Source organism: Mesorhizobium sp. WSM4312 (genome assembly GCF_002294875.1).
In the GTDB taxonomy this organism is placed as follows: domain Bacteria; phylum Pseudomonadota; class Alphaproteobacteria; order Rhizobiales; family Rhizobiaceae; genus Mesorhizobium.
The window spans coordinates 86,416-112,627 of the sequence record NZ_NSFU01000003.1; the positions used below are offsets into that span (position 1 = coordinate 86,416).

Genomic DNA, 26,212 nt, shown 5'->3' on the forward strand with positions numbered 1-26,212 from the left:
TGATCTGATGAGCGCGGCCAAGCCGGAGCATTCGCCATGGACATCGTTTTCTCCTCAACCGTCGAACTCGCCGCCGCCATCGCTCGTCGCAAAATCTCCGCCGTCGAAGCCCTCGACGCCCATCTGGCGCAGATCGACCGGCACAATGAAGGCGTCAACGCCGTCATCTCGCTCGACCGGGAGGGAGCGTACGAACGCGCCGGGAAGGCCGACGCGGCACTTGCGCGCGGGGCCACACCCGGGCCGTTGCATGGCGTTCCCTTCACGCTGAAGGACATGCACGAAACCATCGGCATGAAAACCACGGTGGGCTTCCCGCCCTTCGCCGACTATGTCGCGAGCCGTGACAGCCCGGTCGTTGCGAGACTGAGGGCGGCCGGCGGTGTGCTGATGGCCAGGACCAATGTCGCCACCATGCTGTCGGACTGGCAGTCGAACAATCCGCTGTTCGGGCGCACGTGCAATCCATGGAACCTTGAGCGCACGGCGGGCGGCTCCAGCGGCGGCGCCGCGGCGGCGGTGGCGGCCGGCATGACGCCGTTCGATGTCGGCACGGACATGCAGGATTCCATCCGGCTGCCGGCCGCCTTCTGTGGCGTCTACGGCCTGAAGCCGACCGAACACCGCGTCTCGCTGGCCGGCGCCTTTCCAAATCCTGGCAATGCCGCGCGCAGCGTGCGGCTGATGTCTTGCCTCGGTCCGCTGGCGCGCTGCGTGGACGATCTGTCGCTGATTCACCGAATCATCGCCGGGCCGGACGGGCGTGACACCGATCTGGCGCCGGTGCCGGTCGAGATCACGCCGAAGTTCAGCCTGAAGACCCTGCGCATTGCCTTCGCGCCGTCCTTGCCCGGCTTCCCGGTGGCCGGCGCTATCGGCGCCGCGGTCGAAAATCTAGCAAGGCAGCTGCAATCGGCGGGGGCCATCGTGGAGCAGGCGAAGCTGCCCGAGTTCGACCTGCACGACGATCTCGCACAGGGCGGCGCTCTTATCGGCATGATGATGGAGGCCGCGCAGCCGGAGCCGCCGGAGCGGCCGACGTCAGTCTCGCGCTGGTTCGAGGCGCTTGCCCGCCGCGACCGATCCATTCTCGCTTGGGACCGGTTCTTTGACGACTGGGACGCGCTGCTCTGCCCGGTCGCGATGACCACGGCCTTTCCGCATTGCGAGCCGGGCACGCCGATCAGGATCGATGGCAAGGATCAAGACTACTGGATGCTGCCGGCCTATGGCGCCGTCTTCAACTACAGCGGCCATCCGGCACTTTCGATGCCGTGCGGAGAAGATCGCGACGGCCTGCCGATCGGTCTGCAATTGATCGGCAAATGCTGGTCGGAGGCGCGGCTGCTTGGTGTCGCGGCTGCCATCGAACCGCTTACCCGTGGCTTTCGCCGCCCGCCGGCTTATTGAGCAAAGCGCGACAGCCCATAGGGGGCCAGCAGCGGGTCGCGCTCGCCGTCGAGGATTTCCCGGGTCGCAAACAGGCCGACGGCCGGCGCCAGCGTGATGCCCGAATGCATCACCGCGACATAGAGCCCGTCCATGCCCTCGGCGCGGCCGATGATCGGAAAGCCATCGATCGGATGCGGACGGTAGCCGATGGTGTGGAAATCGAGCTCCAGCCCTTCGGCGCCGCGCAATGCCGCCTTCGTCACCGCGAACAGGTCGCGCGCCGTCGCTTCGGGGTTTTGGCCGGGATCGCCGCCGGCGAAATCCGAGCCGGCGATGATGCGGCCCTCCGCCGTCTGGCGCATATGCAGTCTCTCGACGTGCACCAGACCGTTGAGCAGCTTCTTGTAAGGCCGCGAATGGACGATCAGGCCAGGCGGCGTTTCGATCGGCAGCTTGATGCCGGCCGTCGCGGCAATGTCGGGCGAGCCGACGCCAGCGGCGATCACCACTTCGTCGGCGGCAATCAGCCCATGCGATGTGTCCACGCCGGTCGTCCTGCCGTTGGTCTGGGCCAGCGCCGAGACCGTGCTGGCAATGACCCGCGCGCCATGCCGTCCGGCATCCGCCAGCAAGGCCCTGGCCGTCGCGACCGGCTCGGCCACGCCTTCCTCCGCGACATGAACAGCGAATTCAGGAGGCTCGACGAGGTTGGGTTCGATTTGCGCCGCCCGCTCGCGGCCAACGCGTTCGATGCCGTAGCCCCATGAAGAATGTTCGGCCGCGTAGGCTTCGAGCCGGTCGGCCGGCAGGTCCCAGCACAGCCCGCCGCACCAGGCGAGCGGCAGCCCAGGCAGTTCGTTCGCCAGTCGCCTCCACTCGGCCATGGCGCGGGTGCGTAGCCGGAAATAGATTTCGGGGTTACCCCAGCTGGCGTTGATCCAGGCAAAGGAATTGGGCGTCGCCACGCCACCCGCGCCGCTTTCGGAAACGACCGTGACCTGCGCGCCTGCCCTGGTCAGATGCCAGGCGATCGAGGCGCCGATGATGCCGGCGCCGATGACGATCACTTGTTTCGCCGCAGCCATGTTCGCTCCTTTACCTGGTTGTCCGCCGAGGACGCTCTTGCAGTGCCATCCCGTTCGTCACTTGCCAACATCGGACATCGGCAAAAATATGTGCTTGACATCAATACGTACGTACGTATTATTTGACGATGGCTAGACAATCACTCCGCGAAAAACTTCTCGACGCCGGTTTCCAGACCATCTGGAATTCAGGCTATGCCGCCGCCGGCGTGCGAGACATCGTTGCCGCCGCCGACGCGCGGCCGGGATCCTTCACCAATCATTTCGCCTCCAAGGAGGCGTTCGTCGGCGAGGTGCTGGACCGCTACTTCACCTATGTCAGCGGGCTGGTCGAGGCTGCGCTGGCGCAGGACGGCACGCCGCCCACAGGCAGGCTGCACCGCTACCTCGACGTCATCACCTCGAAGCTCGAGGCGCATGACTGGGCGCGCGGCTGCATGATCGGCAATCTCAGCCTCGAGACAGCCGTGCACAGCGAGCCGTTGCGCTTGCAACTCGTCGCCATCTTCGAGCGCTGGCGCCAGCCATTCGCCGTCTGCATCGCCGAAGGCCAGGCGGCCGGCGACATCGCCAAGACCTTCGAGGCCGAGGACCTCGCCGACTTCCTGCTGTCGTCCTGGCAGGGCGCCATGCTGCGCATGAAGGTCGAGCGCAGCCCCGAACCGCTCGAGCGGTTCAAGAAAGTCATCTTCAGCACAGTGTTTGCAAAGGAGCCGATCCCATGAGTTCGAAAGCCAACCCGCCTCAGCCCGTCGCCACCGCGCCGAAACGCTTGCAGATTCCCGTACTCGATTCGACCATGTCCTATGTCGAGGCGGGAGCGTCCGGCCCGACCGTGCTGTTCCTGCACGGCAACCCGACCTCGTCCCATATCTGGCGCAACATCATCCCGCATGTCGCGCCGTTCGGCCGCTGCATCGCGCCCGACCTGATCGGCTATGGCCAGTCCGGCAAGCCCGATATCGACTATCGCTTCTTCGACCAGGTCCGCTATCTCGATGCCTTCCTCGACGCCCTCGACATCAGCGATGTGGTGCTGGTCGCGCAGGATTGGGGCACGGCACTTGCCTTCCATCTCGCGGCAAGGCGGCCGCAGCGCATCCTCGGCCTTGCCTTCATGGAATTCATCCGGCCCTTCGAGCGCTGGGAGGATTTTCACCAGCGCCCGCAAGCCCGCGAAATGTTCAAGGCGCTCCGCGCGCCCGGCGTCGGCGAAAAGCTGGTTCTGGAGGACAATGTCTTCGTCGAGAAAGTGCTGCCGGCCTCGGTGCTGCGCACGATGAGCGACGAGGAAATGGCCGCCTATCGGGCGCCGTTCCCGACGCCGCAATCGCGCAGGCCGGTGTTGCGCCTGCCCCGGGAAATGCCCATCGAAGGCCAGCCCGCCGACGTCGCCGCCATCAGCGCGCACGACCATCGCGCGCTGCGGCTGTCCACCTATCCGAAACTGCTGTTCGCGGGTGATCCGGGCGCGCTGATCGGGCCGCAGGCCGCGCGCGAATTCGCGGCCGGTTTGAAGAACTGCGGTTTCATCGATCTCGGGCCTGGTGCGCACTATCTTCAGGAGGATCATGCCGACGCGATTGGCGGCGCTATCGCCAGCTGGCTTCCGGAGGTGGTTTTGGCGAACCGGATGGGCGAGTTGGCCTGAGGCAAGCCATGGCATCCGGCGGCGTCCGCGCCGCCGGACCGGTCGACAGCCCGGCACTACGCTGCTAGAAGCCCGGCCTGTCACACGGAAATCCCAGAGAATGCCCGAAACAATACCAGAGGAAGTGGCGCGCCGCCGCACCTTCGCGATCATCGCGCACCCCGACGCCGGCAAGACGACGCTCACCGAAAAGCTGCTGCTGTTCGGCGGCGCCATCCAGCTTGCCGGCGAGGTCAAGGCCAAGAAGGACAAGATCCAGACGCGCTCCGACTGGATGAAGATCGAGCGCGAGCGCGGCATTTCGGTCGTCACATCGGTGATGACCTTCGAGTATGAAGACAACGTCTTCAACCTGCTCGACACGCCCGGCCACGAGGATTTCGCGGACGACACCTACCGCACGCTGTCGGCGGTCGACTCGGCCGTCATGGTCATCGACGCCGCCAAGGGCATCGAGCCGCGCACGCTGAAGCTGTTCGAAGTCTGCCGGCTGCGCGACATCCCGATCATCACCTTCGTCAACAAGATGGACCGCGAAAGCCGCGATCCGTTCGAGATTCTGGACGAGATCGAGCAGAAGCTGGCGCTGGATACCGCACCCATCACCTGGCCGATCGGCCGCGGCAGGACGTTTTCCGGCACCTATCACCTGGCGTTGAACGCGGTGCGCAAGGGCGACGACGAGAAGGAACGCACGCCAGTGAACGGTCCCGATTCCAACCGCGTCGCCGGGCTGCTGCCGGAAAACGAGCGCGAGGCCTTCATCGAGGAACTGGAGCTCGCGCGCGAAGCCTGCCGGCCGCTCGACATCGACGCCTTTCGCGAGGGCCATCTGACGCCGGTCTATTTCGGCTCGGCGCTGCGCAATTATGGCGTGCGCGACCTGATCGAGGCGCTCGGCGCCTTCGGGCCTCCGCCGCGCGCGCAGGAGGCCGACACCCGCAAGGTCGAGGCGACCGAGGACAAGATGACCGCCTTCGTCTTCAAGATCCAGGCCAACATGGATCCCAACCACCGCGACCGTATCGCTTTCGTGCGCGTCTGCTCGGGCAAGCTCGAGCGCGGCATGAAAGCCAAGCTGGTGCGAACGGGCAAGCCGATGAGCCTGTCGGCGCCGCAGTTCTTCTTCGCCCGCACCCGCGTCACGGCGGATGAAGCCTTTGCCGGCGACGTCGTCGGCATTCCCAACCATGGCACGCTGCGCATCGGCGACACGCTGACCGAGGGCGAGGAGATTCTTTTCAGGGGCGTGCCGAACTTCGCCCCGGAAATCCTGCGCCGCGTGCGCCTCGGCGACGCCATGAAGGCCAAGAAACTCAAGGAAGCGCTGCACCAGATGGCCGAGGAAGGCGTCGTGCAGCTGTTCTCGCCCGAGGATGGCTCACCGGCCATCGTCGGCGTCGTCGGCGCCCTGCAGCTCGATGTGCTGAAGGAGCGGCTGAACTTCGAATACACGCTGCCGGTCGAATTCGAAATGTCGCGCTTTTCCGTCTGCCGCTGGATCTCGGCCGACGACAAGGCCGAGACGCTTCGCTTCATCGAGGCGCATCGCGGCGACATCGCCAGGGACCTCGACAACGACCCGGTATTTCTGGCCCAGCACGCTTTCTCGCTGAACTACGAAGCCGAGCGCTGGAAAGCGATCCGCTTCGCCACGATCAAGGACTATCAGGTCCGCGACAAGGCGGCTTGAGCGCCAGTTTCCCTTCTCCCCCTTGGGCAGAAGGGAAGATCACGGCTCTCACCCTTTCGCCGCCTCTTCCAGCTTGGCGATGTCGATCTTGCCCATCTGCATCATCGCATCCATCACCCGGCCGGCCTTGGCCCGGTCCGCATCCCCGAGCAGGCGCGGCAGCTGTTCCGGCACGACCTGCCAGGAAACGCCGAACTTGTCCTTCAGCCAGCTGCATTGCGATGGTTCGCCGCCGCCTTCGATGAGCTTGTCCCAGAAATAATCCACCTCTTCCTGTGTCTTGCAGTCGATCGACTGTGACATCGCTTCGTTGAACTTGAATTGCGGTCCGCCGTTCAGCGCCTGGAACTGCACGCCGTCGAGCTCGAACGTGGTCACCAGCACTTTGCCTTCATCGGCGTGGCCTTCGGGCCAACGCATCACGCTCAGCACCTTCGAATTCTTGAAGATGGAGACGTAGAAATTCATCGCCTCTTCGGCTTGGTCGTCGAACCACAGGCAGGTGGTGATCTTTTGCATGTCGTGCTCCTCGGTTGCTTTTGCTGTTACGATGAAACGGTTGACTCCGAGAATGGTGCCATCTCCGTACCGTCCGCCCAAGGACGGTCCTGCGCGACGCGATCCGACAGCCGCATGTAATTTCTTTCGGGAGCTCGCGTTTTTCGGGAGACTCTGGCGCATTGCAAAAATGTGGCCAGACCATACTTGCGCGTCTATAAAGCCAGCGATCCGAATTCAGCTCCGCCGCGTCGTTCCCGGGCTGCGGCCAGCCACCAAGGAAAAAACATGCCTGCCTATCGCTCCCGCACCACCACCCATGGCCGCAACATGGCCGGCGCCCGCGGCCTGTGGCGCGCCACCGGCATGAAGGATTCGGATTTCGGCAAGCCGATTATCGCGGTGGTCAATTCCTTCACCCAGTTCGTGCCGGGCCATGTGCATTTGAAGGACCTCGGCCAACTGGTGGCACGCGAGATCGAGAAGGCTGGCGGCGTCGCCAAGGAATTCAACACCATCGCCGTGGATGACGGCATCGCCATGGGCCATGACGGCATGCTCTATTCGCTGCCGTCGCGCGAGCTGATCGCCGACTCCGTCGAATACATGGTCAACGCCCACTGCGCCGACGCCATGGTCTGCATCTCCAATTGCGACAAGATCACCCCCGGCATGCTGATGGCCTCGCTGCGCCTCAACATTCCGACCGTCTTCGTCTCCGGCGGGCCGATGGAAGCCGGCAAGGTGGTGCTGGCCGGCAAGACCCAGGCGCTCGACCTGGTCGACGCCATGGTCGCGGCCGCCGACGACAAAATCTCCGACGAGGACGTCAAGGTCATCGAGCGCTCGGCCTGTCCGACCTGCGGCTCCTGCTCGGGCATGTTCACCGCCAATTCGATGAACTGCCTGACCGAGGCGCTCGGCCTGTCGCTGCCGGGCAACGGCTCGACGCTGGCCACGCATGCCGACCGCAAGCGGCTGTTCGTCGAGGCCGGCCATCTCGTCGTCGATCTGGCCCAGCGCTATTACGAGCAGGATGACGAAACGGCACTGCCGCGCACCATTGCCTCGAAAGGCGCCTTCGAAAACGCCATGACGCTCGACATCGCCATGGGCGGCTCGACCAACACCGTGCTGCACATCCTGGCCGCCGCCCATGAGGGCGAGGTCGACTTCACGATGGAGGATATCGACCGGCTGTCGCGGCGGGTTCCGGTGCTCTGCAAGGTGGCGCCGGCCAAGTCCGACGTCCACATGGAAGACGTTCATCGCGCCGGCGGCATCATGGCCATCCTCGGCCAGCTCGATAATGCCGGGCTGATCAACCGCGACCTGCCGACCGTGCACACATCAAGCCTCGGCGAGGCGCTCGACCATTGGGATATTTCCCGCACCTCCAGCCAGAATGTCCGCGACTTCTTCCTCGCCGCCCCCGGCGGCGTGCCGACCCAGGTCGCCTTCAGCCAGGACCGCCGCTGGGAGGAGCTCGATCTCGATCGTGAAAAGGGTGTCATCCGTTCGGCGGAAACGCCATTCTCGAAAGATGGCGGTCTTGCCGTGCTGAAAGGCAATCTGGCGCTCGACGGCTGCATCGTGAAGACGGCCGGCGTCGACGAGTCGATCCTGAAGTTCACCGGCCCGGCGCGGGTGTTCGAAAGCCAGGATGCTTCGGTCAAGGCCATCCTGTCCAACGAGATCAAGGCCGGCGATGTCGTCGTCATCCGCTATGAGGGCCCGCGTGGCGGCCCCGGCATGCAGGAGATGCTCTACCCGACCAGCTATCTGAAGTCGAAGGGCCTCGGCAAGGCCTGCGCGCTGGTCACCGACGGCCGCTTCTCCGGCGGCACGTCGGGCCTGTCGATCGGTCATGCCTCGCCGGAAGCCGCCGAAGGCGGCACGATCGGACTGGTGCAGGAAGGCGACACGATCGAGATCGACATCCCCAACCGCACCATCCGCCTCGCTGTCAGCGACGCCGAACTTGAAGCGCGCCGGGCGGCGATGGAAGCCAAGGGCGCCCTGGCCTGGAAGCCGGAGGAAAAGCGTAAGCGCAAGGTGACGACTGCGCTGCGCGCCTACGCCGCCTTCGCCACCAGCGCCGACAAGGGCGCCGTGCGGAAAGTGCCGGAATAGCACGTTTCTTCCTTCTCCCCTTGTGGGAGAAGGTGTCGCCGAAGGCGACGGATGAGGGGTGTTCCAGGGAACGCCAACGTCTCACTCCGCTGGAACACCCCTCATCCGTCTCGGCGCTGACGCGCCGATCCACCTTCTCCCACACGGGGAGAAGGAAGAATCCTCACGGCATCAGCTGATATTCATAGAGCTTCTGGTAAAGCCCGCCCTGCGTGAGCAGGGCACGATGCGGCCCGCTCTCGACCACCTTGCCGCCTTCCAGCACCACGATCGTGTCGGCCTGGTGCACGGTCGACAGGCGGTGCGCGATGACGATCGTCGTGCGACCTTCGGTCAGCTGCTGCAGCGCGTCGCGGAACAGCGCTTCGGATTCGGCGTCGAGCGCGCTGGTCGCCTCGTCCAGCAGCAGGATTTCGGCGTTGCGCAGCATGGCACGCGCGATCGAGATGCGTTGGCGCTGGCCGCCCGACAAGAGGCCGCCATTCTCACCGACATCGGTCTCGTAGCCCTTCGCCTGCGCCACAATGAAGTCATGCGCGTTGGCGGCCTTGGCGGCGGCGATCACCTCGTCATCGGTCGCGTCCTGCCGCCCGAGCCGGATGTTGTGCATGATGGTGCCGGCAAACAGGAACGTGTCCTGGCTGACATAGGCGATCTTTTCCCGCAGCGAGGCGAGGGTGGCATGCGAAATGTCCTGGCCATCGAGCAGCACCTTGCCGTTCTTCGGGTCATACATGCGCATGATCAGGTTCAGGATCGTCGACTTGCCGCCGCCGGAGGGCCCGACCAGCGCCGTCATCTTTCCCGGCTCAAGGGTGAGGTCGAACCGGTCGAGCACTGGCGGCCCATTCTGGTAGGCGAAGCTGACGGCGTCGAACTGGATCTCGCCCGGTCCGGCCCGAAGCGGCTTTGCATCGGGCTTCTCGGCCAGTGTCAGCGGCTCGTCGGCGAGCTGGAACATCATGCGCACGCCGACAATGCCGCTTTCCAGTGAGATGCGCACGCGCGCCAGGCGCTTTGCCGGTTCATAGGCGAGCAGCAGCGCCGCGATGAACGCCATGATGTTGCCGGGCATCTGGCCGCCCTGCAGAACCAGGAGGCCGCTGACCATGACGGCGCCGGCGATCGCCAGCCCTGCCAGCGTCTCCATCACCGGGCTGGTCACCGCCTCCAGCGCGGCAATGTTGTTGGCCCGATCCTCGACGTCTGCCACCGCTTTGTACATGCGCTTGCGCATCAAGCTTTCGAGGTTGAAGGATTTGACCACGCGCACGCCGATAGCGGTTTCTTGCATCACCTGAACGATCTGGCCAACCGAGCGGAACTCCATGGCGGCGAACTTGCGCACACGCTTCAGGATGCGGTTGACGCCATAGATGGCCACAGGCCCGGCGACGAAGCAGATCAGCGACAGCACCGGCTGCTGCCAGACCATGACACCAACCAAGGCAAGCAGGGTCACCAGATCGCGCACATAGGAGGTGACGATCAGGTCGAGCACGTTGCGTGCCGCCTGGGCATTGTTGGTCATGCGGGTGATCAGGTCGGATGACGAGGTCGAATGGTAGAATTCGATGCCTTGCGCCAGGATGCGGTCGTAGATCTTGCGCTGCCGGTCGGCGATGATGGCATTGCCGACCCGGCTCATGAAATAAGCCTGGACGAAATTGGCGAGGCCCTTGAGGATGAAGATCCCGGCGACCGCCACGGCAATCATGTTGACGCGGTCGACCCGCTTGTCGATCACGAATTCATTGGTGATTTCGCGCAGGATCCAGGCGCTGGCGGCGGTCATGCCGGCCACCACCAGCATCGAAAGAATGGCCGCGCCATATCCGAACATATGCTCCCGGAACGATTCCTTGACCAGCCTTGCGACGAGGCGCTGGTTTTCCGTCGAGCGGAAGAAACGAAACAAAGGCTGATCCTTGGTGGCGCAATGACGAAGGCGGCTTATAGAGGGAGTTGTCGCCGGATGGAACCATTGGCGGCTTCTGGAAAGAAACCACTGCGTCATGCTGTCTTTTGCGACACGATGGCAAAGTGATTCTTCAGGCGAGATGACGACAGATGGATTTCGACCTTATCGTTCGTGGCGGCACGCTGCCGGATAGCAGGATTGCCGATATCGGCATCAGCGGCGAGACGATCGCCGCGATCGAGCCCAAATTGCAGGGTTCCGCCCGGGCCGAGGTCGATGGTCGCGGGAATCTGGTCTCGCCCCCCTTTGTCGATCCGCATTTCCATATGGATGCCACGCTGTCCTACGGCATTCCGCGCATCAACGCCTCGGGCACGCTCTTGGAAGGCATTGCGCTATGGGGTGAGCTGAAGCCGCTTTTGACGCATGAGGCGGTGCGCGACCGGGCGCTCGCCTATTGCGACTGGGCGGTGTCGATGGGCCTGCTCGCCATCCGCACCCATGTCGACGTCTGCGACGACAGGCTGCTGGCGGTCGAGGCCCTGCTCGACGTCAAGAAAACGATCGCGCCCTACATCGACCTGCAACTCGTGGCCTTTCCGCAGGACGGTTTCTACCGCTCGCCGAAGGCGCGTGAAAACACCATCCGTGCGCTGGACATGGGCGTCGACATCGTCGGCGGCATTCCGCATTTCGAACGCAGCATGGCAGACGGCACGCGCTCGGTGACAGAACTGTGCGAGATCGCGGCCAAACGTGGCCTGATGGTCGACCTGCATTGCGACGAGACCGACGACCCACTGTCGCGCCACATCGAGCAACTGGCTTATGAAACGCAGCGCCTTGGCCTGCAGGGCAAGGTGGCCGGCTCGCACCTCACCTCCATGCATTCGATGGACAATTACTATGTCTCGAAGCTTCTGCCGCTGATCGCCGAGGCCGGCGTTTCAGCTATCCCCAATCCGCTGATCAACATCATGCTTCAGGGCCGCCACGACACATTTCCAAAGCGCCGCGGCCTGACCCGGGTCAAGGAGATGCAGGCGCTCGGCATCCGTGTCGGCTGGGGTCAGGATTGCGTGCTCGATCCCTGGTACTCGCTGGGCACCGCCGACATGCTCGACGTCGCCTTCATGGGCCTGCACGTCGCGCAGATGTCGAGCCCGGCCGACATGGCGCGCTGCTTCGACATGGTCACCAACGTCAACGCCGCCATCATGGGTCTGGACCATCTCGGCCTCGCCGTCGGCAAGCGCGCCAGCCTCGTCGTCCTCGACGCCGGCAATCCGATCGAGGCCCTGCGCCTGCGCGCCGAGCGCATCTGCGTCATCGCCAGCGGCAAGGTGGTGGCGCAACGGACGCGGCAGGATACAAGGCTTTCCATCCCGGGCAGGCCGGCATTGGTCAACCGCAGGCACAAAGCCACGTAGGCCCAGCCGATTCCCGGTCCTGATCTGGCGATTTCCCGGATTCCTCTCGTCAAAGCCGCCGCTTCCGTCTACGACGCGACTTGAGCGAGGGAGGAATCGGGATCGACATGACGCAACCCGTTGCGCAGAATTCCACAATCAGGAACGTGCTTCTGGCCGGCATTCTGCTGATGCTGGCCGGCGACTTCCTGTTTGCGCTGAACGATGCGATGGGCAAGTGGCTGGTCGCCAGCTTCTCCGTCGGCCAGGTGGTTCTGATCCGGTCCATCGGCGCCTTCTTCGTTCTCGGGCCGATGATCGCGCATCAGGGCACCGCCAGGCTGTTTCGCATGGAACGCCCTGAACTGCAGATCTTGCGTGTCGTCATGACCACGCTCGACACCGCACTCTTCTATGCCGCGGTCGTCTATCTGCCGCTTGCCGACGTCATGAGTTTCTACATGGCGGGGCCGATCTATGTCGCGGCGCTCTCGCACCTGCTGCTCGGCGAAAAGGTCGGCTGGCGCCGCTGGGTGGCGATCCTGCTCGGCTTCTGCGGCGTGGTGATCATGCTGAAGCCCTCCTCGGCCGCGTTCTCGTTGTCGTCGAGCTTCGCGCTTGCCGGCAGCATCGCCTTTGCCTTCGCCATCATCCTCAACCGGCGGCTGCGCGGCACCAGCGACACCAATCTGGTGACATGGCAGACGATAGGCACGCTGCTGGTCGGCGGCGTGCTGACCATTGGCGCCTGGCAAACCCCCTCGGCGCTCGATTTCGGCGCCATGCTGCTGCTCGGCATCGTTTCCTGCAGCGCCCATCTGATGATCACGCGGGCGCTCAAGCTGGCACCGGCCTCGACGCTGGCGCCACTGCACTACACGCTGCTCCTATGGGCGGTGGTGTTCGGGCTGGTGTTCTTCGGCGACGTTCCCGGTCCGCGCATCCTGATCGGCTCCGGCATCGTCGTGCTGGCGGGCCTGTTCATTTTCCATCGCCAGAAGGTGGTCGACACCACTGTGCCGCCCGAAAACGTGCCGAAGGGCGTGAATTAAGGCGGTTCCAGGAAAGTGTAAGAAGGCTTTCCGTCCGCGATTGCGTCGAAACAAAGCATACGGCGCGTCACAGGCTGCCGTTTCGAAGCTCCGCATCCAGCGGCGGAAGGCTATCATGCGGAATTGTTGGAGTTTCCGGTCAGAAAATCCGATATTTACATCGATACTTTGCGGTGTACGTTGTCTTTCGGGCGCAATACGGGATTGATTCTTGCCTGGGAGAGGCAGGATCGACACTCAAGAAAACTGCGGCAGAGGGGTGATGATGGGAAGTTTTTCCATATGGCATTGGCTGATCGTTTTGATCCTGATCGGCTTGCCGCTGGTGTTTGTTCTAAGAGCAGCGCCAGCCGGTGCCAACCGGTTCGGAGAAATGCCGCCTTCGATGAATTTCGGTGAAGCCGTTTCAAGCTTCTTTCGAAATTATGTGAATTTTTCCGGCAGGGCCAGCCGCTCGGAGTTCTGGTATTCCTATCTCTTCATTTTCATTGTCGGCGTCGTTCTTGTCATAGTCGATGCCATTGTGAAGAATGAAATCATCTCATCGATCTGGAATCTTGCCATCCTTCTGCCGACCCTTGCCATGACCGCTCGCCGGCTGCATGACATCAACAGAAGCGGTTGGCATCAACTCCTTGCGGGATTGTTCCCTATCGGCACCATCGCGCTGATCATTTGGTATTGCAAAAAGTCAGACGACACGGTGGCTTTGACCGAAATAGAGAGGGTTTTCAGGTAGACTGGAGCCCCTGCCATATGGATTTGCCTTAACCCATACGCACAGCCGCCAAGTGCCTTGAAAACTCCGGCGTCTCCATCAACGCCTTGCAGCGGGCGAAGCGGCCGTCGGCATAGGCGCGGAAATCGTCGACGGGATTTTCGGTGGCAAGCTGGATCAACCCCCAAAGCGTCCAGAGCAGATCGCACATCGCCTTGTAGATGACGACGCGGCCGCGTTCCGCCGGCCTCGCCTCGCCGCCGAAATAGGCGCGCATCAGCTCTTCGTCCTGGTCCGCATCGAACTTGCCTTCCACACTGAGGTCGCCGAGATCCCAGAGCGGGTCGTTCATCCCCGAATATTCCCAGTCGACGATCCACATCCGCTCGCCCGTATCCAGGAAGTTCTCGCACAGCGGATCGCAGTGGCAGGCGACGAGGGGGAGCGGATGAGCGGCCAGCGCCGAGCGCACGCTGCCGGCCTCGCGCACCACGTCGTGATAGCCGGCAGGCAGGGTGACGTCCTTGGTCGACAGCACCTTGAGGTAATCGTCGATCATCGAAAATAGTTCGAAGCGGAAGGGGAACACCGCACCGGACGCGTGCAGCTTGCGGAAGGCTTCGCCGGCCCGGGCGGGGCTGCCCGGCCTCTCCCTGAATTTCTCCGGCGACATGGTCTGCGCGCCGGCGATGAAGCGCGTCACCATCACGCCGGTATCGGCGTCGGCATGCAGCACTTGCGGGCTGACGCCGGCTTTAGCGGCCTCGCGCGCGGCCACCGCTTCGTTGGCGCGGTTGATGTATTCCGCAGTGCCTTTGCCCGGAATGCGCAGGCAGAGATCGCCGGCCCTGAAGACGAGATTGGTGAGGCCGCCAAGCCGCTCCAGCGGCCCGGTATAGCCGGCAAGCATGGGAATGGCGGCCAGCTTTGCCCGCGCTTCGTCTGTCACCATGCCCGCGCCCCCACGCCGTTATTTCTCACCGCAACGGTTCCACAATTTTCGCCGTTTGGCTATCATCCGATCAAAGGCAACTTGATCAGGCGACACAGCGGCGATGACGGACGGTAAACACTTGGACGCGCTCAGCGCGGCCTACGCAGCCAAACGCCCGGAGGAGGTGGCCGCACTCTATGATCGCTGGTCGCAGACCTATGACGCCGACATGTCTGCCGCCGGTTATCGTCATCCGACGATCTGCCTTGCCCTGCTGGCCCGCCATCTGCCGCGCGGCGCGGCGCCGCTGCTCGATGCAGGCGCGGGCACCGGGCTCATCGGCGAATGGCTCGATATATCAGGCTATCCTGAAGTCGAGGCGCTGGACATCTCGCAAGGCATGCTGGACCAGGCCGCCCGCAAGGGTGTCTATTCCGCGCTGCATTGCCTCGCGCTCGGCGGCACGCTGCCCTTTGCCGACGATGCCTATGCCGGGATCGTCTCGGCCGGTGTCTTCACTTCAGGCCATGTCGGCGTCGAAGGGCTGGATGAGCTGATCCGCATCTGCCGGCCCGGCGGGATCATCGTGCTGACGGTCAAGAACACGCTGTGGGATCAGGGTTTTGCCGCACGCATCGCCGAACTCGAAGCACAAGGCGTCGTCACCCGTGCCGAGGAAACGCGCCCTTACGTCTCGATGCCGGGCGAGGCCGACACCGTGCCCAGCCGGGGCCTCGCTCTGCTAGTGAACTAGGCCTTTACCCTCTCCGCCGTCGGGTCGAACATCGGCTCGAGATGGATCCTGGCCGGCGTCCGCTCCATCGCGACAACCAGCTCGTAGTCGCCCGTGGCGAGGAAATCGTCGCTCACCCCGTCGCCGTTGCGCACATAGCCGTAGCCGATGTTCTTGCCCAGCGTGTAGCCATAGCCGCCGCTGGTCAGATAGCCGACCGGCTCACCATTGCGCAGGATGGTCTCCCGGCCGAGCAGCACGACTTCAGGACTGTCGACCGTGAAGCCGGCAAAGCGCTTCTTCAGCGGCGCGCCGACAACCGTCTCGAGCGCGCGCCGGCCGACGAAATCGGTGTTCTTCCTGAGCTTGACCGCCCAGCCGAGCCCGGCTTCCTGCGGCGTGTCGTTGGGTGTGATGTCGGAACCCCAGGCGCGGTAGCCCTTTTCCAGCCGCAGCGATTCCAGCGCCCGGTAGCCGACCGGGCGGATGCAATGCGTCTTGCCGGCCGCCATCAGCGCGTCGAAGACTTCGCCTGTCGCCGCGATCGGCACATGCAGTTCCCAGCCGAGTTCGCCGACATAGGTGACACGCAGCGCCCGAATCGTGTGGCCGGCAATGGTGACCTCGCGCACATGGCAGAACGGGAACGAAGCGTTCGACACATCGGCATCGGTCACCGCGGCGAGCACGTCGCGCGCCCGCGGACCCATCAGCGACAGCGTGCCGAAATCCTCGGTGACATCGGTCAACTCCGCATCGTGACCCTCGCCTATATGGTCGCTGATCCACGAGGCATCATGCGTGCGGAAGCCGGTGCCTGTGACGATGTAGAATTTCTCCTCGGCCAGCCGCGCCACGGTCAGGTCGGCCTCGATGCCGCCGCGCGTGTTGAGAAGCTGCGTGTAGGTCAACCTTCCGACCGGCTTGCTGACGTCGTTGGCGCAAATCCAGTCGAGCGCCTTGGCCGCGTCGGGTCCGCTCAATTCGTATTTGGCGAAGGACGACTGGTCGAAGATGGCGACCTTCTCGCGTACATGCCGGTGCTCGTCGCCGACCGCTGAAAACCAGTTCTGCCGGCCCATTGAATAGATGTCTCGCGGCTCGACGCCCTCCGGTGCGAACCAGTTCGGCCGCTCCCAGCCGAGCTTCGAGCCGAACACGGCGCGCTGCTGCTTCAGCCTGTCGTAAAGCGGCGAGACGATGCGCGGCCGGCCGCTGGCATACTCCTCGTGCGGGAAGCCGATCGTGTAATGCTTGCCATAGGCTTCCAGCGTCCGCTCGCGCACCCATTGCCGGTCGCGGTGCAGGTTGGAGAAGCGCCTGATGTCGACCACCCACAGGTCGAGCGGCGCCTCGCCGTCCACCACCCATTGCGCCAGCACCCAGCCGGCGCCGCCGCCAGAGGCGATGCCGAAGGCGTTGAAGCCGGCGCCGACGAACATGTTGGCGCATTCTGGTGCCGTGCCGAGGATGAAATTGCCGTCCGGCGTGAAGCTTTCCGGCCCGTTGATCATCTGCTTGACGCCGACGGTTTCCAGCGCCGGCACACGCGCGATCGCCTGTGTCATATGCTGCTCGAAATGGTCGTAGTCGTCGTCGAACAGCCGGAACTCCCAGTCGTTGGGCACGTCGCCGCCGGGGAGATCGGTCGCCCAGGACTGCGGGTTCGGCTCATAGCCGCCCATCACCAGTCCGCCGACCTCCTCCTTGAAATAGGTGCGCCGGTCGGGGTCGCGCAGCGTCGGCGCGTCGGTCGCCAGGCCATCGATCTTCTCGGTGATGATGTATTGGTGCTTCACCGGCTGCAGCGGCACGTTGATGCCGGCCATGGCGCCGACCTGCCGCGCCCATTGTCCGGCGCAGTTCACCACCTTGTCGCAGGCGATGTCGCCTTGATCGGTCTTCACCGCCGTGATGCGGCCGCCCTCCATCTCGAAGCCGGTGACGCGGACATTCTCATAGAGCTTGGCGCCATGCATCCGCGCGCCCTTGGCCAGCGACTGCGTGATGTCGGAGGGGCTGGCCTGTCCGTCTGTCGGCAGCCAGGAGGCGCCGACGAGATCGCCGGTTTCCATCAGCGGCCACATCGCCTTGACCTCGGCCGGGGACAAAAGATGCATGTCCATGCCGAAGCTCTTCGCCGTGGTCGCCAGCCTTTTGTACTCGGTCCAGCGGTCGGCATTGGTGGCGAGCCGCAGGCAGCCGGTCATCTTCCAGCCGGTGGCAAGGCCGGTTTCGGCCTCCAGCCCCTTGTAGAGGTCGACCGAATATTTGAGCACGCGGGTGATCGAGGCGGACGAGCGCAATTGCCCGACCAGGCCGGCGGCGTGCCAGGTCGAGCCCGAGGTCAACTTACCCTGTTCGAGCAGCACGACGTCGGCCTTGTGGTCGCGCGCCAGATGATAGGCCGTCGAGCAGCCGATGATGCCGCCGCCGATGACGACGATGGCGGCCTGGCTGGGCAAGGTCATGATTTCAGGATCCCGTATTTTGTCCGGTAGTTTTCCAGCGCCGCGTCGAGCCGCACCAAATTTTCCTCGGTGTAGGCGACGTAGTCGATGCCGGGCGCGTCGAGATAGAGTTCCGAAACCATGCTCCACATCGCCTCGCGCAACAGCGAGGCGCATTGCATGGCGGCGTGCGAGCGGCGGATCGCCTCGTCCGGCTCCTTCATGAAATAGGCGGTCAGGAAGGCGAAGGATTCCGCGTCGCTCATGCCGGCGTTCGAGGCGACGCCGGCGAGGTCGAACATTGCCGTGTTGAAGCCGGCATATTCGAAATCGATCAGCCACAGCCTGTTGCCGTCGTCGAGAATATTAGCCGGCAATAGATCATTGTGACCGAAGACGATCGGCAGCAATTTCTGCGCCCGCTCCAGTTCGTCGGCCAGCGTCAGCAGACGCGGCAAGTCGTTGCGCTTGCGGCTGTTGCCCTCCTCGAGCGTGCGCGCATAGTCGCGGATGACGTGGAACACCCAGAACATGAAGCCGGCGCCGGAGACATGGTTCGGCATCTCGCGATGGAAGGATCGCAGCAGGGCCGCCACGCGCCCGAGATTGGCGCGCACGTCTTCGGCGAGATAGGTCCTGGCGCCGAGAAACTGCGTCACCAGGATGCCAGGTTCGGAATAGCGCACGGCCGGCGCGAAGCCGGCGGCATGGGCCGCCCGCGCGGTCATCACCTCGCGCTCGCGGAAGACATGGTGGAAGGGATAGTCCTGGCCGAAGCGCACGACATGTTTGCCGGCAGCGTCACTGACCACATAATTGGCGTTGCTCAGGCCGCCGGGGAGGGGGGCGATCTCGATGGCGCCGGTCCAGCACGGCAGGGCGCGGATGCGATCTTCGGCAATCACGGGATCATCCCTGGTTTGCTGGGCTTCGACAAGGCGCCATGGACAGCGCGACGAGAGCGGGGAGAAACGCAAATAATCTCGTCGGTGCGGGACGCCAGGATCGGTATCCCGCACCGCACCGACGAGCCCCTTGGCCAGGATTCTGATCCCGGCATCCGCCCCCGCGGATCTGAAAATTCCTTACCCCAGACGCGTTCAAGACCGCCTGGCCAGTGAGTTGCGGCTCTGCCATCGCCCTCCCGTTGCAGCTCCGAACCCTGCTGATGCGTTAGATTTCACGCCAGGGTTGCCCGGTTGTCAATAAAAAGATGTGACTTTTTTTGGGTGTTTTGCCCGAAAGCAAGGGGCGATATCTTTAAAACTGCTTGAATTACCTTAAAACCGGTCAAAAAGGCGAAGTCCGGGAAACCCAATGGTCCATTCCAAACGCCACGGCGAGATCCTGCGGCTGCTGCAGGAAGAAGGAACCGTCACCATCGCCAGCCTGGCGGATCGGCTGGGTGTTTCGCTGGAAACCGTGCGGCGCGACGTCAAGCCACTCACCAGCGACGGCTCGGTGCTGAAGATGCATGGCGCCGTCGGCCTGCCGTCCATGGTCGGCGAGGCGCCGTTCGAACGGCGCATGCGCGAGAATGCCGATGCCAAGCGCATCATTGCCCGCATGGTCGCCGCCACCATCCGCGACGGGGAATCGGTCATGCTCGACACCGGCACCACCACCTCGTTCCTGGCCCGGGAACTGCTCGGCCACCGGCGCCTGACGGTCGTCACCAATTCGTCCGACATCGCCCGCACGCTGGCCACCATCAACGGCAACAAGGTCTATATGGCCGGCGGCGAATTGCGTAGCGATTCAGGTGCCGCGTTCGGCACTTCGGCCATCGACTTCGTCAGCCGCTTCTCGGTAAGCCATGCCATCATATCCACCGGCGCCGTCGATGCGGTGACGGGCGTCATGGACTATGATCTGGAAGAGGCCGAATTCGCCCGCATGGTGCTGTCGCGTGGCCAGCGCTCAATCGTCATCACCGACCACACCAAGTTCGGCCGCCAGGGCCTGGTCCAGGTCTGCGGCTTCGACGGCTTTTCCGAACTCGCCACCGACCGTTCGCCGCCGCACGATATCACCACTGCGCTGGTGCAGGCCGGCGCGCGGCTCAGCATTGCCGGCGGCGAAGCCGGATTCTAACTGAACACCAGCGATTGGTGGGCGCACACGCCCGCGAAGGTGCCACCCGATACCGCGAAGGCGATGTTGTGCATCGCGCGTGCGGCGTCTCCGGCGGCATAGACGCCGGGAATTGTCGTCTGCTGCCGGTCGTCGACGGATATTACCGGGCCGAGCAAGCCTTCCGTGAAACCGCAGCCGAGCTGCTCGGCCAGCGGGCTCGCCATCGTGTTGCGCGGCGCGGCGAACATCGCCCTGACGCCGGCCGTTCGGCCGCCCTCGAGATGGACGATCAGGCCGCCGGAGCCGTCTTCCCTGAGTTCGCTGACGATCGCGGATTCGAACGTGATAGTCTTGCTTTCAAGGGCGAGCATCTGCCCGGCGTCGGGTTCGATCTGGCCGTTGCCGAACAGCGTGACGTCGCCCCAGTCGGCGATCAACTGCGCCTGATGCATGGACATCGGGCCGGTCGCGAGCACGCCAAGCGGTCCGCCGGAAACCTCGTAGCCGTGGCAATAGGGGCAGTGCAACACCGTCTTGCCCCATTCTCCGGCTAGCCCGGGAACCTCCGGCAGGATGTCGCGCACCCCGGTGGCCAGCACCAGCCGCGCGGCGCCGAATGTCTCGCCACCATCGGTGGTGATCTCGAAATCGCTGCTGCTGTTGGCGACGGCTCTGTCTGCACGGGCATTGACGAGCCTGGCTGTGGGATAGGCCAGCAATTGCCGCCTTGCATCATCGAGGATGGCGCCGGGCGTGCGCCCGTCCTGGCCGAGAAAGCCATGCGAATGCGCGGCGAAACGGTTGCGCGGCCGGCCGGCGTCGATCACCAGCACGTTGCGCCGGGCCCGCGCCGCCTGGATGGCGGCGGACAGGCCGGCAAAGCTGCCGCCGATGACGGCGAGATCATACTGCATGGCTGGAGACTCCAATGAGGTCGTAACGGCGGCGGAAATCGGCGGTCAGGTCGGCCAGCGTGATGCGGCTGAGCTTCTCCGCCAGCAGCTTTTCGGCCGCGACGCGAAAATCGTCGAGCACGGCGATCACCGCTTGCTCGACAAGGCAGCCCGGGCTTTCCGGCTCGGTGCCGAACGGTAGCAGCGTCTCGCCAAGCGCGGCGCTGATCTCGGCCAGCGAGATGTTTTCGGGCGCGCGCCCGAGCAGCCAGCCACCACCATGCCCGCGCGACGAGGTGACGATGCCGGCGTCTCGCAAGCCGGCGATGGTGCGGCGCACCACCACCGGGTTGGTGTGAATGAAGGTGGCAAGCTGCCCGGAGGTCAGCGCGTGCTCTGGCTTCTCGGCCATGTGGACGAGAATGTGCAAGGTGGAGGACAGTCGGCTGTTGCGCTTCATGTAACTTATTTAGTTACGATATCGGCGATGTCAAACACGCCAGCGCAATTTTGTCGTTGAGGCCGGTGTTATGCCGGCAAGGCGCGAAAACTCATCCTGAAGCACGCGCCGCTCGGCTTGCCGTCGAGGATCTCGATGCGCCCACCATGCAACTGCATGATTTCCTGCACCAGGTTGAGCCCGAGCCCGGCGCCGTGATCCTGCGGGCGCAACCGGTAGAAGGGCTCGAAGATGCGTTCGCGCTCGGCTGGCGGCACGCCGTCGCCTTCGTCCCGCACCTCGATGACGGCCGGAGCGGTGACACTGACGGTGATCTTGCCCGTGCGCCCGCCATGCTCGATGGCGTTCTGGACGATGTTGGTCACGGCGCGCTCGATCGCGGTGCGATCGCCGGTGGCGAAAACCGCTTCCCGTTGCGGCTCGAACGACATCTCGTATCCGGCCGAAAACGCCATCGGTGCGAGGTCGACGATAACGCCGCGCGCGATCGCCACGAGATCGACTTTCTCGAACGGCGAGGTCTGCCGGTCGAGGCGTTGCAGGTCGAGCAACTGGTCGGTCAGCGTCGAAAGCCGCGCTGCGTCCTGCAGCAGCCGGGCCCGCTCCGGTGTCGCCGGCAGCGAGGCCAGGCGCGTGTTGAGGATGGCGACCGGCGTTCGGAGTTCATGGGCGGCGTCGGTCAGGAAGCGCTTGTGGCGCTCGTAGCCCTTGTCCAGGCGTGCAAGGGCGGCGTTCACCGCCTTGACCAGCGGCGTGACTTCCTTTGGCACATCCTTCAGTGGCAGTTGCACGCCGCGCTGGTCGATGTCGATGCGTTCGGCTTCGGCGGCGGCATGGCCAAGGCCCGACAGCGCGCCGCGCACCACCCATGGCGTCGCGAACAGCGTGGCCAGCGCCATCAGGCCGGCGAGCGGCAATATGCCTTGTAGGAAGAATTGCGGCGCTTGTCCGAGCAGGCGCAGCAGCGAAAGCCCGCCCTTGGTGCCGGTGAAGATCTGGAGGTCGCCCGCGGCCGTTTCGGTCCAGCGGATCTTCGCATCCGGCGGCGCGCTCTCGCCGATGGAATGGTCGATACGCGCGTCGCTGATGGTGTCCAGCAGTCCGGCGAAAGGCTGGAAGATGGCCGGCACCGTGCCTTCCTGCAGCCGCTGCCCCTGTCTGTCGCGGATGATGAACCAGAGGTCGGGGACTTCGAATCGCAGCTTCGTCAAGTCCGAGGTTTCGCGCAGCACAAGCTTGCCGCCAGCGTCACGCGCGACCGCATCCGCCAGCACGTCCATCGTGCCGTCCTCATAGTCGTGCGGAATGAGGCCGGTGGCGAGCAACGCGCCGAGAATGCCGACGATGATCAGCGTCAGCATCGCGCATTGCAGCAAGGCGATGCGCAGCACCAGGCTCCATTTGAGCGAACGCGGGCGTCTGAGGCTCATCGATCGAGGCTCACGTCGTTTCGCGCAGCAGATAGCCGACGCCGCGAATGCCGTTGATCGTCACCCCGGCATCGGCGTCGGCGAGCTTGCGGCGCAGGCGCGAGACATGGGTGTCGAGCGCATTGGACTGGATCTCGTCGTCGAGGCCGAACACCGCTTCCATCAGCGCCTCGCGCTGCACCATACGGCCGGTGCGCCGCATCAGCGCCTCCAGCACCAGGAGTTCGCGGCGCGGCAGGCTGAGCGGCTCGCCGCGGATCGCAGCCTCGCGGTGTCCGACATCGAGCACCAGATGGCCGGCGCGGATGAATTGCGACTGCATCGGCGCCGGCCGCCTGAGCAAGGCGCGCAAGCGGGCCAGCAATTCCTCGAAGGCGAACGGCTTTGCCAGATAGTCGTCCGCGCCCATGTCCAGCCCATCGACCTTGTCGGACGTGTCGCCCTTGGCCGTCAGCACCAGCACGGGCGTGGTGTTCGCCGCCGAGCGCAATCTCGGCACCAGCGACAGCCCGTCGCCGTCAGGCAACTGGCGGTCGAGCAGGATGGCGTCGTAGCTGTCGACGGCAACGAAGCCTTCCGCCTCAAGCAATGTACCGGCGTGATCGACCACCATGTCGTGGCGCTTCAGCGCGGCACGCAGCGCCGAGACCATCTCGGACTCGTCTTCGACCAGCAAGATACGCATCCACACTCCCCGGCGACGAGCACACCGCATCGGGCGCTACCGCGCCAACATTGCGTGGACATGGCAAAGCCGAACGGCCGGCGGCCGGCAAGCTCTTTCTTTGCGTCCAGGCTATTGCGCAATGTCTATGCAATCCAGCCACGGCAAACAGCGCCGGTCGGCAGGAACCGCCCATGCCGGCGTCAAGGCGTCGGGCCCGACGATGCAACAGGTTCGGGTCCGACGCCGAAACGAAATCAAGCGGCCGCGCCGAATTGGTTGGCGTGCCGTTGTTCCGGATTGAGGTTGGTTATGCCTGCACATGATGCCCTGTCTTTTCTCATGGCGTGGACCGTGGCGCCGTTCAGGGTCGGCTCCGTCACACCGTCCAGTTCCAGCCTGGCGGCCTTGATGACGCGCGACATCGGTCCCGAGACCGGCCCCGTGCTGGAACTCGGTCCCGGAACCGGCCCGTTCACGCGGGCGCTGCTGTCCCGCGGGGTGCAGCAAGAGGATCTGACGCTGATCGAATCCGATCCGGATTTTGCGGCACTTCTCATGCGGCGCTTTCCCACCGCCCGCATTTTCGAGATGGATGCCGCCGGCCTGCGCCATCTGTCGCTGTTTCCCGGGCCGGTGGTTGGCGCCGCCGTCAGCGGACTGCCCTTCCGCTTGATTTCGCCACGCAAGACGCTTGCCATTCTCGAAGGTGTTTTCGCAAACCTTCGCCCGGGTGGGGCGCTCTACCAGTTCACGCTCGGCCGGCGCTGCCCGTTCGACCAGTCGCTGCTCGACCGGCTCGATCTCGAAGTCACGCGGGTCGGCCACACCTTTCGCAATTTCCCGCCGGCGACGGTCTATCGCGTCGCCAGGATCAAGACGCTTGGAACCTATGACTGGCGCTTTGCATGACCGGTCCGTTGTCGGCCATTCTCGGCTTCGGCCTGTTCGGCGTCTTCTGCCTCGCCTTCACCGAGAAGATCCTGCCGATACCGCCGTCCCATGTGCTGCTGCTGTTCCTCGGCATGACGGCGGCGCCGAATGGCGCGGCGCTGCTGGTCCTGCTGGCGGTGACGACGCTAGCCTCCTTCGCCGGCTGCCTTGTCTGGTATGCGGTTGGCCGCCGGATCGGATTTGACCGTGCCGACCACCTGATCGAACAGATCGGCAGATATGTCTTCCTGCGCCCGGCAACCTACCGCAAGCTTGGCCAGGCCTATCGCCGCAATCATGTCCGGGTGTCGCTGTTGGCGCAGTTCATCCCGACGGTGCGCAACTATCTGCCGATCGCGGCCGGCGCGCTTTGTCTGCCGGCGCTGCCCTTCGCGATGGCGACGCTGCTCGGCGCCACCATCTGGAATGCGGGCTTCCTCCTGACCGGCTACCTCTTGCGCGGCAGCGGCCAGGATTCCTTCACGGTGGGCTTGCGCATCATCGTCATTGTCGTGGTGCTGGAGACGGCCTTCATGCTTGCATTGCGCTATGGCCCCGCATGGCGGCGGCGCATCAGGCTGGCGCTCGGCTGAGCACCAGTCTCCAGCCATGGGATAAGTTCCGCCGTCGGCTTTCCTTCGCTCGGCCGCCGGTGTTTAGTCCGGCCATGGCCTTCACCATCCGCCAGCTGCAGTTCTTCATCGCCGTCGCCGAACAAGGCACGGTGTCGGGCGCCGCACAGAACCTCTCCATCTCGCAATCGTCCGTCACCGAAGCGATCAAGGAACTCGAAAGCGATCTTGGCGTCGAACTGTTCGAACGCCATCCGCGCGGCCTCAACATCACGCATAAGGGCCACCAGTTCCTGCGCCATGCGACCAAGATCCTGGCCGACGTGTCCGACGCCCGCCGCTCTTTTTCCGGCGAACAGGCCGTGGCTGGAGGGCGGCTGCAGCTTGGCGTCACCTCGCTGGTCGCCGGCTATGTGCTATCGGATCTGCTTTCCCGCTATCGCCGCGCCTATCCGGGCGTCGAGGTCTCGGCCATCGAGGACAATGGCGACTACCTCGAACATCTCCTGATCGGCGGCAAGCTCGATATCGCCGTCATGGTGACCTCCAATCTGCGCGACCGCACGGCGCTGCAATCGGAAATCCTCGAGGTCTCGACCTACCGCCTGTGGCTGCCGCTCGGCCATTCCCTCGTCGGCGCCGACATCATCAGCATTGGCGATATCGCCGGCGAGCCTCTGATCATGCTCACCGTCGACGAGATCGAGGAAAACACGGGAAAACTGCTGGCGGCGATCGGCGCCAAGCCGCATGTCGCCTTCCGCACCCGTTCGGTGGAAGCGGTGCGCAGCCTGGTCGCTACCGGTGCCGGCGTGGCGCTGCTGCCCGACCTCGTCTACCGGCCATGGTCACTGGAAGGCGACCGCATCGAATCGCGCGATATTTCGGGCTCCTTGCCAGTGGTGCAGGTCGGCATGGTCTGGCGCCGCGGTTCCAGCTTGCCGCAGGCGGCGCGCGACTTCATCGGCCTTGCCCAGTCTCAGCGGACGGTCCGGCGCTAGTGGCCTACTCCAGCCTGACGTGGCCAGTCCTACGCTTGCGCCTTGTGACGGAAACCGCCTCCGCCTTGAACGGTGCGAGCGGAGCAACCTCGAAGCGACCGGCACCGGCAAGCCTGACGGCGCGGCGGAACGTCGGACACTCCATCGGCCGGGTGGCCGGACATTTAGCGGCGTGACGCAAAGCCTCTCGGATCGCCGTCAGGCGTTGGATGATTTGGTCCAGTTCGTTCGCCTTGGCATCCAGGCGCCCTCGATCCATTTTCGGCAGGCCGTCGGGCGTTAGTATCGAGGAAATCTCGTCCAGTGCGAATCCACCGGCGCGTCCGAGCGCGATCAAGGCGAGTCGGTCCAGGACGGCAGGGTCGAACAGGCGGCGCTTGCCGCGACGGCCGATCGAGGCGACGAGGCCCCTCTCCTCGTAGTAGCGAAGGGTGGAGGCGGGCACGCCGGTGCGGCGCGACACTTCGGCAATGTCCATATCTTTCATGCTTGACCTCAAGTCGGCTTGAACTCG

At 64.4% G+C, this 26,212-nt stretch carries 24 protein-coding genes; 13 read left to right on the forward strand and 11 right to left on the reverse strand.

What is annotated here, in order from left to right; genetic code table 11:
• Positions 1-36: 36 nt before the first annotated feature.
• Positions 37-1,410: an amidase gene (locus CK228_RS05690; RefSeq protein WP_095787191.1), complete on the forward strand. Its 1,374-nt coding sequence runs from the start codon at positions 37-39 to the stop codon at positions 1,408-1,410.
• Here CK228_RS05690 and CK228_RS05695 read toward each other — a convergent pair.
• The gene (locus tag CK228_RS05695; protein WP_095787192.1) at positions 1,404-2,477 is read right to left on the reverse strand and encodes an FAD-binding oxidoreductase; all 1,074 of its coding nucleotides are present in this window, start codon (positions 2,475-2,477) and stop codon (positions 1,404-1,406) included. The genes CK228_RS05690 and CK228_RS05695 overlap by 7 nt on opposite strands.
• A 128-nt stretch (positions 2,478-2,605) precedes the next feature.
• On the opposite strand from CK228_RS05695, the gene CK228_RS05700 reads away from it, so the two are divergent.
• From CK228_RS05700 to CK228_RS05710, 3 genes are all read left to right on the forward strand, one after another.
• Positions 2,606-3,202: a TetR/AcrR family transcriptional regulator gene (locus CK228_RS05700; RefSeq protein ID WP_095787193.1), complete on the forward strand. Its 597-nt coding sequence runs from the start codon at positions 2,606-2,608 to the stop codon at positions 3,200-3,202.
• A complete protein-coding gene (locus CK228_RS05705) occupies positions 3,199-4,128 on the forward strand; it encodes a haloalkane dehalogenase (protein WP_095787194.1) in 930 nt (309 codons plus the stop codon). The genes CK228_RS05700 and CK228_RS05705 overlap by 4 nt, the downstream gene beginning before the upstream one ends.
• Before the next feature lie 100 nt (positions 4,129-4,228).
• Entirely contained in the window at positions 4,229-5,821 is a 1,593-nt protein-coding gene (locus CK228_RS05710; protein ID WP_095787195.1) for a peptide chain release factor 3, read from the forward strand.
• Between the two features lie 48 nt (positions 5,822-5,869).
• On the opposite strand, the gene CK228_RS05715 is transcribed toward CK228_RS05710, so the two are convergent.
• Positions 5,870-6,340: a VOC family protein gene (locus tag CK228_RS05715; protein WP_095787196.1), complete on the reverse strand. Its 471-nt coding sequence runs from the start codon at positions 6,338-6,340 to the stop codon at positions 5,870-5,872.
• 267 nt (positions 6,341-6,607) lie between these two features.
• Between CK228_RS05715 and ilvD the strand changes: the two genes are divergently transcribed.
• A complete protein-coding gene (ilvD, locus tag CK228_RS05720) occupies positions 6,608-8,452 on the forward strand; it encodes a dihydroxy-acid dehydratase (protein WP_095787197.1) in 1,845 nt (614 codons plus the stop codon).
• Positions 8,453-8,615: 163 nt separating this feature from the next.
• Here ilvD and CK228_RS05725 read toward each other — a convergent pair whose 3' ends face one another.
• On the reverse strand, positions 8,616-10,370 hold the full coding sequence (locus CK228_RS05725; RefSeq protein ID WP_095787198.1) for an ABC transporter ATP-binding protein: 1,755 nt from the start codon (positions 10,368-10,370) through the stop codon (positions 8,616-8,618).
• 152 nt (positions 10,371-10,522) lie between these two features.
• Between CK228_RS05725 and CK228_RS05730 the strand changes: the two genes are divergently transcribed.
• From CK228_RS05730 to CK228_RS05740, 3 genes are all read left to right on the forward strand, one after another.
• A complete protein-coding gene (locus CK228_RS05730) occupies positions 10,523-11,803 on the forward strand; it encodes an amidohydrolase family protein (RefSeq protein WP_095787199.1) in 1,281 nt (426 codons plus the stop codon).
• Positions 11,804-11,910: 107 nt separating this feature from the next.
• Positions 11,911-12,834: a DMT family transporter gene (locus CK228_RS05735; RefSeq protein WP_095771710.1), complete on the forward strand. Its 924-nt coding sequence runs from the start codon at positions 11,911-11,913 to the stop codon at positions 12,832-12,834.
• Between the two features lie 265 nt (positions 12,835-13,099).
• Positions 13,100-13,573: a DUF805 domain-containing protein gene (locus tag CK228_RS05740; protein WP_095787330.1), complete on the forward strand. Its 474-nt coding sequence runs from the start codon at positions 13,100-13,102 to the stop codon at positions 13,571-13,573.
• 28 nt (positions 13,574-13,601) lie between these two features.
• On the opposite strand, the gene CK228_RS05745 is transcribed toward CK228_RS05740, so the two are convergent.
• Positions 13,602-14,504 (reverse strand): phosphotransferase family protein, encoded by a 903-nt coding sequence (locus CK228_RS05745; protein ID WP_095787200.1) that lies wholly within the window; start codon positions 14,502-14,504, stop codon positions 13,602-13,604.
• Between the two features lie 103 nt (positions 14,505-14,607).
• Here CK228_RS05745 and CK228_RS05750 point away from each other — a divergent pair, with 103 nt between their 5' ends.
• Entirely contained in the window at positions 14,608-15,240 is a 633-nt protein-coding gene (locus CK228_RS05750) for a class I SAM-dependent methyltransferase (RefSeq protein ID WP_095787201.1), read from the forward strand.
• Here the strand turns inward: CK228_RS05750 and CK228_RS05755 are convergent.
• Both CK228_RS05755 and CK228_RS05760 read right to left on the reverse strand, forming a co-directional pair.
• Complete coding sequence (locus CK228_RS05755) at positions 15,237-17,690, reverse strand: FAD-dependent oxidoreductase (RefSeq protein WP_095787202.1); 2,454 nt, start codon at positions 17,688-17,690, stop codon at positions 15,237-15,239. The genes CK228_RS05750 and CK228_RS05755 overlap by 4 nt on opposite strands.
• Positions 17,687-18,574: a phosphotransferase family protein gene (locus CK228_RS05760; RefSeq protein WP_095771714.1), complete on the reverse strand. Its 888-nt coding sequence runs from the start codon at positions 18,572-18,574 to the stop codon at positions 17,687-17,689. The genes CK228_RS05755 and CK228_RS05760 overlap by 4 nt, the downstream gene beginning before the upstream one ends.
• Before the next feature lie 412 nt (positions 18,575-18,986).
• On the opposite strand from CK228_RS05760, the gene CK228_RS05765 reads away from it, so the two are divergent.
• On the forward strand, positions 18,987-19,763 hold the full coding sequence (locus tag CK228_RS05765) for a DeoR/GlpR family DNA-binding transcription regulator (RefSeq protein ID WP_095787203.1): 777 nt from the start codon (positions 18,987-18,989) through the stop codon (positions 19,761-19,763).
• Here the strand turns inward: CK228_RS05765 and CK228_RS05770 are convergent.
• The 4 genes from CK228_RS05770 to CK228_RS05785 all read right to left on the reverse strand — a co-directional run bounded on the left by CK228_RS05770 (position 19,760) and on the right by CK228_RS05785 (position 23,213).
• The gene (locus tag CK228_RS05770; protein WP_095787204.1) at positions 19,760-20,659 is read right to left on the reverse strand and encodes an NAD(P)/FAD-dependent oxidoreductase; all 900 of its coding nucleotides are present in this window, start codon (positions 20,657-20,659) and stop codon (positions 19,760-19,762) included. The genes CK228_RS05765 and CK228_RS05770 overlap by 4 nt on opposite strands.
• Complete coding sequence (locus CK228_RS05775; RefSeq protein WP_095787205.1) at positions 20,649-21,098, reverse strand: Rrf2 family transcriptional regulator; 450 nt, start codon at positions 21,096-21,098, stop codon at positions 20,649-20,651. Before CK228_RS05775 ends, CK228_RS05770 begins: the two co-directional genes overlap by 11 nt.
• Positions 21,099-21,166: 68 nt before the next feature.
• Complete coding sequence (locus CK228_RS05780; RefSeq protein WP_095787206.1) at positions 21,167-22,528, reverse strand: HAMP domain-containing sensor histidine kinase; 1,362 nt, start codon at positions 22,526-22,528, stop codon at positions 21,167-21,169.
• Positions 22,529-22,538: 10 nt separating this feature from the next.
• Complete coding sequence (locus tag CK228_RS05785; protein WP_095771717.1) at positions 22,539-23,213, reverse strand: response regulator transcription factor; 675 nt, start codon at positions 23,211-23,213, stop codon at positions 22,539-22,541.
• Between the two features lie 291 nt (positions 23,214-23,504).
• Here CK228_RS05785 and CK228_RS05790 point away from each other — a divergent pair, with 291 nt between their 5' ends.
• The 3 genes from CK228_RS05790 to CK228_RS05800 all read left to right on the forward strand — a co-directional run bounded on the left by CK228_RS05790 (position 23,505) and on the right by CK228_RS05800 (position 25,698).
• Entirely contained in the window at positions 23,505-24,104 is a 600-nt protein-coding gene (locus CK228_RS05790; protein ID WP_095771718.1) for a methyltransferase domain-containing protein, read from the forward strand.
• Positions 24,101-24,718 (forward strand): DedA family protein, encoded by a 618-nt coding sequence (locus CK228_RS05795; protein WP_095771719.1) that lies wholly within the window; start codon positions 24,101-24,103, stop codon positions 24,716-24,718. Before CK228_RS05790 ends, CK228_RS05795 begins: the two co-directional genes overlap by 4 nt.
• 74 nt (positions 24,719-24,792) lie before the next feature.
• A complete protein-coding gene (locus CK228_RS05800) occupies positions 24,793-25,698 on the forward strand; it encodes a LysR family transcriptional regulator (protein WP_095771720.1) in 906 nt (301 codons plus the stop codon).
• A gap of 4 nt (positions 25,699-25,702) precedes the next feature.
• Here the strand turns inward: CK228_RS05800 and CK228_RS05805 are convergent, their stop codons facing one another.
• The gene (locus CK228_RS05805; RefSeq protein ID WP_095771950.1) at positions 25,703-26,185 is read right to left on the reverse strand and encodes a helix-turn-helix domain-containing protein; all 483 of its coding nucleotides are present in this window, start codon (positions 26,183-26,185) and stop codon (positions 25,703-25,705) included.
• Positions 26,186-26,212 lie beyond the last annotated feature (27 nt).

Excerpts from the sequence above, each read along its gene's own strand:
- CK228_RS05690 (WP_095787191.1), top strand. The coding sequence starts at position 37 with ATGGACATCGTTTTCTCCTCAACCGTCGAACTCGCCGCCGCCATCGCT.
- CK228_RS05695 (WP_095787192.1), bottom strand. The coding sequence starts at position 2,477 with ATGGCTGCGGCGAAACAAGTGATCGTCATCGGCGCCGGCATCATCGGC.
- CK228_RS05700 (WP_095787193.1), top strand. The coding sequence starts at position 2,606 with ATGGCTAGACAATCACTCCGCGAAAAACTTCTCGACGCCGGTTTCCAG.
- CK228_RS05705 (WP_095787194.1), top strand. The coding sequence starts at position 3,199 with ATGAGTTCGAAAGCCAACCCGCCTCAGCCCGTCGCCACCGCGCCGAAA.
- CK228_RS05710 (WP_095787195.1), top strand. The coding sequence starts at position 4,229 with ATGCCCGAAACAATACCAGAGGAAGTGGCGCGCCGCCGCACCTTCGCG.
- CK228_RS05715 (WP_095787196.1), bottom strand. The coding sequence starts at position 6,340 with ATGCAAAAGATCACCACCTGCCTGTGGTTCGACGACCAAGCCGAAGAG.
- ilvD (WP_095787197.1), top strand. The coding sequence starts at position 6,608 with ATGCCTGCCTATCGCTCCCGCACCACCACCCATGGCCGCAACATGGCC.
- CK228_RS05730 (WP_095787199.1), top strand. The coding sequence starts at position 10,523 with ATGGATTTCGACCTTATCGTTCGTGGCGGCACGCTGCCGGATAGCAGG.
- CK228_RS05735 (WP_095771710.1), top strand. The coding sequence starts at position 11,911 with ATGACGCAACCCGTTGCGCAGAATTCCACAATCAGGAACGTGCTTCTG.
- CK228_RS05740 (WP_095787330.1), top strand. The coding sequence starts at position 13,100 with ATGGGAAGTTTTTCCATATGGCATTGGCTGATCGTTTTGATCCTGATC.
- CK228_RS05745 (WP_095787200.1), bottom strand. The coding sequence starts at position 14,504 with ATGGTGACAGACGAAGCGCGGGCAAAGCTGGCCGCCATTCCCATGCTT.
- CK228_RS05750 (WP_095787201.1), top strand. The coding sequence starts at position 14,608 with ATGACGGACGGTAAACACTTGGACGCGCTCAGCGCGGCCTACGCAGCC.
- CK228_RS05755 (WP_095787202.1), bottom strand. The coding sequence starts at position 17,690 with ATGACCTTGCCCAGCCAGGCCGCCATCGTCGTCATCGGCGGCGGCATC.
- CK228_RS05765 (WP_095787203.1), top strand. The coding sequence starts at position 18,987 with ATGGTCCATTCCAAACGCCACGGCGAGATCCTGCGGCTGCTGCAGGAA.
- CK228_RS05770 (WP_095787204.1), bottom strand. The coding sequence starts at position 20,659 with ATGCAGTATGATCTCGCCGTCATCGGCGGCAGCTTTGCCGGCCTGTCC.
- CK228_RS05775 (WP_095787205.1), bottom strand. The coding sequence starts at position 21,098 with ATGAAGCGCAACAGCCGACTGTCCTCCACCTTGCACATTCTCGTCCAC.
- CK228_RS05780 (WP_095787206.1), bottom strand. The coding sequence starts at position 22,528 with ATGAGCCTCAGACGCCCGCGTTCGCTCAAATGGAGCCTGGTGCTGCGC.
- CK228_RS05785 (WP_095771717.1), bottom strand. The coding sequence starts at position 23,213 with ATGCGTATCTTGCTGGTCGAAGACGAGTCCGAGATGGTCTCGGCGCTG.
- CK228_RS05790 (WP_095771718.1), top strand. The coding sequence starts at position 23,505 with ATGCCTGCACATGATGCCCTGTCTTTTCTCATGGCGTGGACCGTGGCG.
- CK228_RS05795 (WP_095771719.1), top strand. The coding sequence starts at position 24,101 with ATGACCGGTCCGTTGTCGGCCATTCTCGGCTTCGGCCTGTTCGGCGTC.
- CK228_RS05800 (WP_095771720.1), top strand. The coding sequence starts at position 24,793 with ATGGCCTTCACCATCCGCCAGCTGCAGTTCTTCATCGCCGTCGCCGAA.
- CK228_RS05805 (WP_095771950.1), bottom strand. The coding sequence starts at position 26,185 with ATGAAAGATATGGACATTGCCGAAGTGTCGCGCCGCACCGGCGTGCCC.